Here is a 10,950-nt window from a genome sequence, read left to right as displayed (position 1 = left end):
GGAGCTTGTCGTGGCATGAGTAAAGCCGGTGGATCTCAGCCAACGAAAAATCACCACCGAGCAAATCAGCGATGGCCGTGTGATCAAACCAATGCCGATGCAGCCGCCATTCCGCCCCTGGATCGATCAGGCGATAAAGCGTCAGCGTGAGCAGCACCTGATCCCAACGCGTGCCCTCGCGGCTAGCGGGCAAGCGCTCGCGCCAAAAGGTATCGAGTCCGAGCTGCTGCCACAGTTCGCAGCCCAACCAGCACGCACCCCATTGACGTGGACGCCGCAGCGACATCTGCGAGAGCTTGATGCGCACGATGGCAGCTCATCGGCAGGCAGAGCATCAGGCGCAAGCTCATCGGGGAAGAGAGCGACCTGCTGCGGCGCATCATCATCCTGGCCGAAGAGATCGACCGTCTTGCGCCAGGCCGCCTCCTGGATGCCATTGATCTCGCCGAGATAAAGCACATGCCGCTGGACGATGCGTTGGTCAGCGAGTCGCCGATTTTCGACGACACTCCAGTAGAGGTGCTCTTTGCCATCTTTGAGCCGTTTTGAACAACGCAGGAACATGATGGCTGGAGAAGATAGCCATGAAAAACGACCTGCAACTACCAAGGTCTGCACTACAAGCCGTTTTGGAAACGACCTCTTGGAAAATCAAGGCTTCCAGCGCCACAAAACGTCAAAAATAGTCATTTTTGCCTTCCAGTTCGCCAAGTCGGGTTAAGCCAGCGAGGAAAGTCGATGAACCAGCTTGGCGTTCTCGCTGGCTTGGATACACCCTTCTGGATGCCGCAGATTCAGTTGCCCATTATCCCTGCCAGTAGCACCACCATCACTCACGAACTCGCCCTCGAGCAGCGCGATGGTCAGGTGTTTTACTTCAATGGTCATCTGCCGGTGTTCACTCATCCCTCGATGATCTTGGCTCGTTCCGTCTTTTCTCCAGCCAGCTCATCGCCCATGGCAGTGCTTCCCAAGCTCAAATCTCGCGCGCTTTTGGGGTGCCTCTGGTCACTGTGAAGCGGGCGTGCAAAAAGCTCCGCGTGCAGGGCGCCGCGGGATTCTTCACGGCTCCGGTGCCGCGTCAGGGGCACCGGCTCACGCCCGCGCTCATCGCGCAGGCTCAGGGGGTGCTCGATGTGCCTGCCATCAGCGAGCGCTTGGGCGTGCTGCCCAACACGCTGCACAAGGCCATTCGCGCTGCTCGCCTGAAAAAAGTCTGCGCCGACGTCGGCAGCGCTGCGCTGAGTGATGAGTGCATCTCCGCGCCGAGCACGCAGGGTGCGCGCTCGGTGGCTGATGGTGCGGCGCTCATGGGCGTGGCCACCACGCGCACGCTGTAGCGCTTCGCTGCGGCGGTGGGTGCGCTGGATAAAACGGACATCCGCTTCGAGTGCGCCGATGATGTGCCCGGCGGTGGCGTGCTCTGCGCTTTGCCTGCGCTGCTGGCCCTCGGCATCCTGCGTCATGCGCACGGTCACTTCGCGCTGCCCAAGGGGTTTTATCTCATGGAGTCCATTTTCCTGCTGCTCGCTTACCTCGCTCTGGGGCGCGTGCGCAGTCTTGAGCAACTGCGCTATCAGACACCGGGCGAATGGGGCAAGCTCATCGGCCTGGACCGCATCCCGGCGCAACGCCAAGAGCGCCCCAAACACATCGAATTAAAAGAGCTCCCGGAAGCCGAGCGCGTGGCCAAGCTGCGCAGCGGCAGGAAGCAGTTCATCGACACCATCAAACTCATCGCCTACCGCTCCGAGAGCGCACTGGTGAGCATCGCGCGCGAGAAAATGAAGCGTCACGACGACGCGCGCAGCCTCGTGCGCGGACTCATGCGCACCACGGTGAACCTGAGGACCGACATCGAGCGCGGCGAGCTACGCATCGAACTTCACGGTCAAAGCAACCCGGTGCATGACAGCATCGTCGAGCACCTGTGCGCCGAACTCTACGCGACAGAAACGCACTACCCCGGCACGAATCCGCGCCTCCACTACGCGCCCTTGAGGTCATCGCCTATCCACGGAGATCAGGATGTCTGTTGCGCCAAGTTAAACCTTGAACATGAGAACGAGTATGTAGAACATCGAAATCGAAATACTCCGAAACTGTTATTGGAACCCTGTGGGTAGCCACTCCCACCCGGTAAAGGCTGGCCGCCAGCCGGAAGCGAACATTGCGTCGTCACTCGTGAGGGTTGCACGAAGCGTATGGAGCAGGTGCCAAAGCCGTGTGATTGAGCCTCGATACCATGATACCCGTAGGAGTCTCAGACTTCCTGACCTGCGTGGAAAGAGGATGACCTCAGCGGGCGGAAAATCAGCACCAAATCCGTGCCGGGGTAGATCGTTTCGGTCTCGTTGAGCTCTCGGCACAGGTGTTCGCGAACACCGTGAAGCCTCGTCTCAAAGGACGAGCCATGCTGGTGCGCTACGCGGACGACTTTGTCATCGGCTTCGCTAGGGAGGATGACGCGAGGCGAGTGCTCGCCGTCCTGTCGAAACGCTTCGCGAATTACAGCCTGAGCCTGCATCCGACGAAGACCCGGCTCGTAGCCTTCGGGCAACCCCGCCAGTGAAGCCAGGGAGGCAAGCAGCTTCGACTTTTTGGGATTTACCCACTACTGGGGAAAGTCACGGAAGGGGAAGTGGATCATCAAATGTAAGACCGCGAGCAAGCGTCTCAACCGGAGCATCAAGGCAATGGGCAAGTGGATGCGAGAGCATGTACACACCCCTGAAGAACGTGCCGAACTCGAAACCTTTGTCGCCAAGGGCAAAGGCGCGGTGACCAAAAGGCAACATGCTCATATCTTGTTGGCAGCAGCTGCCACCGGTCCCAACGGTGAGTGTCTCGACGAGGAGATTGCCCGTGTTTTGAGCGTCTCGATCTCAACCATTGAACGAACGAGGCGGGCACTCTGTGAGCATGGACTAAAAGTAGCCGTGCATGGATGGCCTGTTGGCACTTGGAGGGTCTCAGAATAGATTTTTCACCTTCAATGGTTTAGTCTTGCCGTTGGATTTCTGATATTTGCATGCCTGCCGAACCTTTGTCTTCAATGCCCCAACATCCTGCTGGAAACAGCGGCCTGTTTCCAGCCACCATGTGGTCAATGATTCAGGCGGCCAAGGAGGAAACGGAAGCTTTGACAGGCTTGGAACGGCTGGCACGGGCCTATTGGCGGCCGTTGTTTGTCTTTGCCAGGCAGCGGGGCGCGTCTCATGACGTGGCTGCGGACGAGGTACAGGGGTTCTTTGAGCATCTGCTGTCCCGGGACATGCTTAAAAACGTCCAGCGCGGCGAGGTGCGCTTCCGCAGCTTCCTGCTGCGTTGTTTCACCAACTGGCACGTCAATGAGCATGAGAGGGAAGGCGCGGCAAAACGGGGGGGAGGTGCCGCTTTTGTGAGAATCGATGACCTGGGTTCCCAGATCGATGAGCCTGCCCTGATCGAGGGGGAATCGCCCGACACTGCCTATGACCAGGGCTGGGCTCGTGCTTTGGTGGAGCAAGCGATGAAACGCCTGGAGCTGGAGCTGCAGCAGCACGATAACCGTGTGTTTTTGCTGGAGTTACGGCAGCGAACGTTTGCCACGCGTGGGGCTGGCCCGGACTGGGAGGAGCTGGCGCTGCGGCATGGCATGTCCCACGGGGCGGTGCGCAAGGCTGCAGCGGACCTGCGGAAGCGTTTCGGCGTTCTCTTGCGCACGGAGGTGCGAAACATTGTTTCGAAGGATGAGGAGGTGGACGATGAGCTGCGCTATCTCATTAACCTGCTGTCCATCGCTGCATGAGTCCCAGCTGTCCGCCAAACACCTGCCCTGTGTGCGCTAGCAAGCTAGGGCGGGATGGCGCTTGTCTGGTCTGCTTGTTGCAGGAGGGACTGGCGGCGGATCACATCACGGGAGAGACAGATTTGGCTCCTGCGGTGCCCACGCGGGCTTTGACCTTGCCTTGTGAATTTGCCGGCTACCGGCTGCTGCGGGAGATTGCCAGCGGTGGCATGGGCATCGTTTATGAGGCGGAGGATTTAAAGCTGCGCCGCGTGGTGGCGATGAAGGTGGTGCGCCATGCGCAATTCACCACCCGCGAGGAGCGGGCGCGCTTCCTGGCGGAAACGCAGGCCGTGGCGCTGCTGGACCACCCGGACATCGTGCCGATTTATGAAAGTGGTGAGCATGACGGCATGCCCTACTACACGATGCGCCTTGCGGAGGGCGGATCACTCGCTGAGCGGCTGAAACAGCATGGCGCGATGCCGGAGCGCGAGGCGGCGGCCTACATGAGCACCATCGCCCGTGCGGTGCAGCATGCCCACGATCACGGCGTGCTGCATCGCGATCTGAAGCCAGCGAACATCCTACTGGATGGCAGCGGGCGGCCGATGCTGACTGACTTTGGGCTGGCGAAGCTGCTGGACACGGATTTGCAGATGACGCACAGCCAGTCGCATCTGGGCACGCCGCATTACATGAGTCCGGAACAGGCGGCGGGTCGGGTGAAGCAAATGACGACGGTGAGTGATGTGTGGGCGCTGGGGGTGATCCTGTATCAGATGCTGACGGAGCGGCTGCCGTTTCAGGGCGGCAGCGCCGTGGAGGTGATGCGGCGCATCACGCAGGAGGAGCCGGAGATCAGTTCCACGGCGAAGTCGAAGGCCCCATCGAGTGATTTGAATCCCGCCAATGCACCGGCCCTTTCCGCTCAGCGCATCCAGCCGGACCTCGCCACTTTGATCCGACGCTGCTTGGAAAAACAGCCTGCTCGGCGGCTGGCCAGTGCGGGGTTCCTCGCGGACGAGTTGGACCGCTGTTTGAGCGGCAGACCGATTCAATCCCGCCCGGTGGGATCGTTTGAGCGGCTATGGAAGCTGGTTCTGCGGCACAAGGCGGCCTCCTTGGGCATTCTGGCCACCTCGGCCGCGCTGATCGGGGGCGCCTGCATCTCCCTCTGGCAGGCCGTAAAGGCTCATCGGGCGGAACAAGTGGCTCTCCAGCAAAAGGCGGATTCGGATGAGATCGCCGCCATCGTGATGGCGGCTGCACGCTACACCGATGAAAGGGCCGCGAGCAAACGAGTGGATTCAGAGCAGATGCGGAATGATCTGCTGCGCCGGGTGAAGGCATTCCAGGGAGACCCTGAGCGGAAGGCGGAGCTGCTGATGGATTTGTCCGACATGCTGAGAAAACCGGCCGACATCGAGGTCTTCCGGCAGGTTTTGGCGGATCTGGAGGCCGGTCTGAAGGCGGATGATCCGCTGTTGTGGAGCCTACGCTATCGTGTGGCGCTCAAAACGATGCATGCTTCGGACGCTACGGGCGCGGAGTCCCGCGCGGCACGCGATGAGCTGCGCCGGATTTTGGCCTGGCAGACTGCGCATTTGGACGCGGCAGACACGCCGATTTACAACACGAAGTTTGCGCTGGCGGTCGAGCTGTTGGGTGAGGTGGGCACTCCTGCCGCCTTGCAGGAGGCCGAGGAGATGCTCCGGTCGTGCGCGGCGCATTACGAGCGACGAAAAAACGACTCCGATCTCACCATCTGCCGCATTGAATGGATGAGCGCCATCTTTGACCAAGGCAGGCACGAGGAGGCTCTGAAGCTGGGCCGTGAAACCTGCGAATATGCGGTGAAGAAGCTCGGTGAACGTCATGTGGCCACCGGTCGGGCCTATGGCCGCCTGGCCAAGCATTCCCGCGAGGCCGGGTTCATCGAGGAGGCGATCACCCACAGCCGCCATGCCTTGGACATCTATTGGCACAGCGTCGGTCCTGGGTATGTGAAGGCGAACGCCACCTTGGACGCCCTCGTCGCCATCCTGAGAAAAAAGGGCGATCTCGACGCTGTGCTCCAGCTCCGCCGTGCCTCCTTGAGCGTCTATGACCAGCAGATGGGCGCGATGTCACCCGACACCCAATGGGAGGCTGGCAAGGTGGCCGATGCGCTGCGGGATCTGCACCTCCTAGAGGAGGCGCATGCCCTGGCGGCACTGTGGCTGGACCGCGTGCGCGTGGATGGTCGCCTGCCCGCCGGTGCTGCCTCACTGCTCGTCTATGACTTCCTGACGCTGCAAGACATGGCCCGGCACGACCAAGCTGAAAAGCTCCTGCTCCAACTGCCCGATCTCCTCCAGGCGCAGGACTGGAGCGAGTCCGCCTATGACCTCCTCAGACGCTGGAAAGCGGTCGCTGTGAGGTTAAAAAGCGCCGAGCGGCCTTTGGAATGCATCCGCATCGTCAAACACATCCTCCAGGTCATGGACGAAGGTGAAATCAGCGGCCGCAAAGCCAACGGTCTGCGGCCCGACTTTGAAAAATTGCTGGAGGAGGCTGTGACAGAGCAAAAGGCGAACGCACGTAGCGCCACGGCCAAAAACCAGCCCAAGAACACCCTGTGAACGCTGCGGGTTGATCCGTCTCTGATCCTCCCTCAGTGCTCTGTGAAGCGGGAGCGGGCGGACGGCAAGCCCGCTGGAAATTAAATCTGTTTTGCGGGTAACACAGCAGCTAAAATACTGTGGATGAGAGTGTAACATTTTTTGCAAACGCATCATGGTGGTTGCCAACAGAGACAAGATCAAGGAAAGCGCCCGGACACCAGCATCGAGACTGCCTGTATTATGAAACAGCTCCCCATCATCAGCCATTGGCCACAATTGAGCTTATTGCTCATGCTCCTGTCTTTTACCGCCTCAGCCGTTGCTGTTGAATCAGCCACAGAAGAGCGTCTGAGCCTGCGTGCGGTGATCTTGAAGGCGTTGGAAAACAACAACGACATCATGATCGAAGACTTGGGGCGGCTGGTCGAACTGGAGAAGATCAAGGTGGCCAGCCAGGCGCTCAATCCGAAGCTGGAGGGCAGCTACATCTATCAGTCCATCCGCACGCCGCAAAACACCCAGGACTACATTGCGACCGGGGGCGGGATTAATCCTGGGGCCACGCCGATTCTGACCAGTCCGAACACCTTCATGCAGCGCAATCATGTGAGCAAGCTGACCTTGGTGGACAAGCTCGCTACGGGTGCCACGATTGAACTCGGCACCACCATGCGGGTGCTGAACAACAGCATCAATCGCCGTATTCCGCCGGGCATTTTCAATCCCGAGTGGGAGACCTTCACCGGCTTGACCGTTACCCAGCCGTTGTTGCGTGGTTTTGGGAAAGACGCGAATTTGGCAGAAATCCGCATCGCCAAGGCCAATGCGAAGATGGCAGACTACGAATGGCAGTCGCGCACGTCAGCGGTGGTCGCCGAGGTGATGAAGCGCTACTACGACGTGATCTTCACCCGCGAGAACATCGCGGTGCAGAAGGAAGGGATTGAGCTGGCGGAAAAACTGCTGGGAGACACCCGCAAGCGCAGCAATGAAGGCGTGGCGGCAAACAACGACGTGGTGGTGGCCGAAGCGGGCGTTTATCAGCGCCGGGAGGAGGTGCTGGCGGCCGAACTTCAGTACATCGAGCGTCAGAATGCGTTGCAGCTGCTTTTCAAGCGCTCCAATGAGGTGTTCAGCAAGAGTGCCCGCATTGTGCCGGTTGATGGCCTGAGTGATTTCATGCCCCCCACCAGCCGCACCGAATTGATGGGACTGGCGGTCAACAACCGCTATGAAGTCAAGCAGGCGGAGGAGTTCATCAACGCGCGCAATGCACAGACGCAACTGGCGCATAACCAGTCCCTCTCGCGGCTGGATTTTGTGGCCAGCGGCGGTCTCCATGGCCTGGATGGCAACGTCGGCCAGACCTATTCCAACGCGTTTCAAAGCCAGGGGCCGGAATGGACGGCGGGTGTGCAGTTCTCGGTGCCGCTGAACCGGGACAATCAAAAAGCCACCGAGCGTCTGGCCTATCACCAGCAGGAACAGGCGGTGCGGCAGGCGGAGAAGCTGCGGCTGCAGGTGCTGCTGGAAGTGGACACGGTGTACAATCGGGTGCGGATCGACCAGGAACGTCTGGCCGCCACCCGCAAGAGTCGCGAAGCGGCACGTCAGTCTGCCGACGCGGAATTGAAGCGTCTCCAGCAGGGGGTTTCGACCAGCTACCAGGTTTTGCAGTTGCAGCGCAACTACTCACAGGCCCAAAGCCGTGAACTGGCGGCCCTGGCGGATTTTAACAAGAGCCTCGCGGATCTTTACCTGACCACCGCCACCCTGCTGCAGAAGCAGCGCATCAACATCACTGTGCCAGCGCCGCCGCCCGCTGTCGCGCCGGCGAATCTGCTGCCCCAGCCCGTCAAATCCGCCGTGGTGCCAACGAAGACCGTGGAAGCCACAAAAAAAGCCCCCGTGCCGCCCAAGAAGACCACCTTGGGTGGCCGCATCAGCAAATTCTTTGGTCGCGGCGAACGTACTGGAGAATGAATTAGGCGACGGTCATCAGCTAACTCCGTCGATTGTTCTCTCCCTGCCATGCGTGTCTGCTATCTGCCTGTTTTTGCCATTGCCTGCCTGTCCATGCTCTCTGCGGGCATGGCGCAGACCTCTGCTCCAGAATGGCGTGAAGGAGTCGCCAAGCCGTTCCGTGCGGTGATTCTCAGTGCTTCTTTGCGCGAGGTCATCACCAGCATCGCCGTGGCGGAAGGTGACCGCATCAAGGAAGGGCAGGTCATCGTCAATCTGGAGTCGGCGAAGGAAAAAGTGGCCGTGGAGCGCCTGCAACTCATGCTGGAGAAGGCGCAGTTTGATGCCAATGCCGCGAAGCGTCTCTTCGAGCAGAATGTCTCCAGCAAAGACGAGGCGCTGGCGAAGGAACTGGAGGTGAAACGCATCAAGGCCGACCTCAAGATCGCCGAAGCCGAAGTGGCCGAACGTGAGATTCACGCTCCGCTCACCGGTGTGGTGGTGCATCGCTTGCATGAAGTCGGGGAAGCGGTGAACGAGGCGGAGGCGATCATGCAGGTGATGGAGGTGGACCGCCTGCTGCTGCTGTTTCATCTGGAGGCAACGATGCTGTCAGTGCTGAAACTGGGGCAGGAGATCGAGGTCAATTTCCCTGAGCTGTCCCCCCCGTTGCAAGGCCGGGCCAAGGTCCATTTCATCGACCCAGAGGTGGATGCGCGCAGCGGGTTGTTCCGCGTGCGTCTGCTGCTTGAAAATCAAGACGGCCACGCGCGGCCGGGCATGAAAGTGCGCGCCAAGTTTCCCTCGTCATGAGTGACAGGATCGAGCCTTTGAGCGACTTCGATTTCCTGGCTTCCTTTGCCGGGGAACCCGGAGTTTTCTGGCCGCGCTGGTGCGTTTTGGCTCGGTCACGTTTCGAGGCGGATGGTGCCTGCTTGCTGTTGCAGGCAGGGCAGGGGGTGGATGCGGTGCGCGTGGTGGCTCAGGATCGACCGTCCTCAGCACAGCGAGTGGTGCAGAGCGGTGTCGTGCCTTCTTTGGGAAAATTCGCCGCAGGCGGTCTGCATGTTTGGACTCCCCAAGTGACGGTGCTCAGCATGCCCGGCAGTGGTGTGGTGAGTCCGCAGCTCTGGCTGGTGCTGCTTGGCGCCAAGTGCGAGGACACCGATGCCACCGCTCGTGAACTGCGTCTGCTGGCGGAAACGTATCAAGCGCGGCGTCGTGAGGGCCGCCAATGCGAGCAATTGCTCACGTTGCGTGAGGTGTTGGACCTGGGACTCGACATGGGCGGCTGCAACACCATGCTTGAGGCCGGTTTGCGTCTTTGCCATCGTGTGGCGGCCATTTTGGGCGGCAGTCGTGTGACACTGGGCTGGCGTGAAGGCGTGAATCTCAAGCTTATCGCCACCAGTCACGGCGGTCGCGTGGCGCAGAATCTTCAGGAGGCCGAAGCGATCGTGCGCACGATGGAAGAATGCGCTGATCAGAACAATGAGGTGGCTTTTCCGGCCATTGCCGAGAGCCGTGCGGTCACGCGCGAGCATCAGGCCTTCAGCCGCAGTCATGAGGATCAGGCGTTGCTTTCGGCTCCATTGCGCGATGGCGAGGGTGCTGCCGCAGGCGTTTTGCTGGTGGAACGTGAAGCCGTGACCGGGCGTTGGGCGGAGGCCGATCTGGAGCGTTTGCGCCTGGCCTGTGATCTTGTGTCTAGCAGGCTGGACGATTTGCATCAGCGGTCTGGGTGGTGGGGCCGGCGTACCTGGCGTGCGTTGCGTGCCTCTGCGGCGAGATTGCTGGGCGTGGAGCACACCGGGCCGAAGCTGGCCGTGCTGGCGCTGCTGGTGACCGTGGTTTGTCTGGCGGTCATTCCAGTGGATCACAAAGTGAGCGCTCCGTTCCTTTTGAAGACCGATTCGGCACTGCTGAGCACGGCACCCTTCTCCGGCTACATCGACGAGGTGCGCTATCATCTCGGCGATGTGGTGAAAAAAGGCACCGTGCTGCTCACTCTGGACCGGCGTGAGCTGCTGCTGGAAGAAGCCAATGGCATGGCCACGCGTGACAGCAGCGAGCGTGAGGCCCGCAGCTTTGAAGCCGAGAACAAACTGGCCGAAGCCCTGATGGCGAAGGCCCGGGTGCGGCAGGAAGACGCAAAACTGGCCATCGTGCGCCATCGTCTGGCCAAAACGGAAGTAAAAGCACCCTTCGACGGCGTGGTGGTGGAAGGTGATCTGCGTGAGAGGCTGTCAGCTCCGGTGCAATTGGGCGAGCCGCTCTTGAAAATGGTGCAACTGCGTGACCTGACCGGCCTGCTTCAGGTGGATGAGCGTGACATCGGTTTCTTGGCGCAGGGTTTGAACGGTGAAGTCGTTTTTGCCAGCCGTCCGGGAGAAGCTTTCAAGGTCTTGGTCGATCGGTTTGAGCCGGTGGCCGAAGTGCGCTCTGAGGGAAACGTTTTCTTGCTGCGTGTGCAGATCACCGATCCGTCGCAGGACTGGTGGCGGCCGGGCATGAGCGGCGTGTGCAAAATCGTGGCTGGACGCCGCAGTCTGCTGTGGGTGCTGACACATCGCACGGTGGAAACCCTGCGACTGTGGCTCTGGTGGTAACCAT

Annotated in this window: 9 protein-coding genes and 2 pseudogenes; 9 read left to right on the top strand and 2 right to left on the bottom strand. The window is 60.4% G+C overall.

Features of this window, described 5'->3' with window-relative positions:
- Positions 1–618 (bottom strand): annotated as a pseudogene (locus tag ACKVY0_RS24040) (IS1634 family transposase); the annotation flags it as partial.
- A 99-nt stretch (positions 619–717) separates the two neighbouring features.
- On the bottom strand, positions 718–906 hold the full coding sequence (locus ACKVY0_RS24035) for a hypothetical protein (protein WP_409217401.1): 189 nt from the start codon (positions 904–906) through the stop codon (positions 718–720).
- Between the two features lie 92 nt (positions 907–998).
- Between ACKVY0_RS24035 and ACKVY0_RS24030 the strand changes: the two genes are divergently transcribed.
- From ACKVY0_RS24030 to ACKVY0_RS23990, 9 genes and pseudogenes are all read left to right on the top strand, one after another.
- Entirely contained in the window at positions 999–1,340 is a 342-nt protein-coding gene (locus ACKVY0_RS24030) for a hypothetical protein (RefSeq protein WP_409217400.1), read from the top strand.
- A 12-nt stretch (positions 1,341–1,352) separates the two neighbouring features.
- Positions 1,353–1,631: pseudogene (locus tag ACKVY0_RS24025) on the top strand (putative transposase); the annotation flags it as partial.
- Positions 1,605–2,126 carry a putative transposase gene (locus ACKVY0_RS24020; RefSeq protein WP_409217402.1) on the top strand — a complete coding sequence of 174 codons (522 nt, stop codon included), beginning with the start codon at positions 1,605–1,607 and terminating at the stop codon, positions 2,124–2,126. The pseudogene ACKVY0_RS24025 and the gene ACKVY0_RS24020, both read left to right, overlap by 27 nt.
- A 245-nt stretch (positions 2,127–2,371) precedes the next feature.
- Entirely contained in the window at positions 2,372–2,572 is a 201-nt protein-coding gene (locus ACKVY0_RS24015) for a reverse transcriptase domain-containing protein (RefSeq protein ID WP_409217399.1), read from the top strand.
- A gap of 459 nt (positions 2,573–3,031) precedes the next feature.
- A complete protein-coding gene (locus ACKVY0_RS24010; RefSeq protein WP_409217398.1) occupies positions 3,032–3,790 on the top strand; it encodes an RNA polymerase sigma factor in 759 nt (252 codons plus the stop codon).
- On the top strand, positions 3,787–6,393 hold the full coding sequence (locus tag ACKVY0_RS24005; RefSeq protein ID WP_409217397.1) for a protein kinase domain-containing protein: 2,607 nt from the start codon (positions 3,787–3,789) through the stop codon (positions 6,391–6,393). Before ACKVY0_RS24010 ends, ACKVY0_RS24005 begins: the two co-directional genes overlap by 4 nt.
- Before the next feature lie 273 nt (positions 6,394–6,666).
- Positions 6,667–8,358, top strand: a complete 1,692-nt coding sequence (locus ACKVY0_RS24000; protein ID WP_409217396.1) for a TolC family protein — start codon at positions 6,667–6,669, stop codon at positions 8,356–8,358.
- Between the two features lie 48 nt (positions 8,359–8,406).
- Positions 8,407–9,150: an efflux RND transporter periplasmic adaptor subunit gene (locus ACKVY0_RS23995; protein WP_409217395.1), complete on the top strand. Its 744-nt coding sequence runs from the start codon at positions 8,407–8,409 to the stop codon at positions 9,148–9,150.
- A complete protein-coding gene (locus ACKVY0_RS23990; RefSeq protein WP_409217394.1) occupies positions 9,147–10,946 on the top strand; it encodes an efflux RND transporter periplasmic adaptor subunit in 1,800 nt (599 codons plus the stop codon). Before ACKVY0_RS23995 ends, ACKVY0_RS23990 begins: the two co-directional genes overlap by 4 nt.
- The last annotated feature ends 4 nt before the right edge of the window (positions 10,947–10,950 follow it).

The organism is Prosthecobacter sp., from assembly GCF_046154365.1.
Classification (GTDB): Bacteria; Verrucomicrobiota; Verrucomicrobiia; order Verrucomicrobiales; family Verrucomicrobiaceae; genus Prosthecobacter.
The sequence above is the reverse complement of the archived record's forward strand: the minus strand, read 5'-3'. Positions and strand labels throughout refer to the sequence as shown.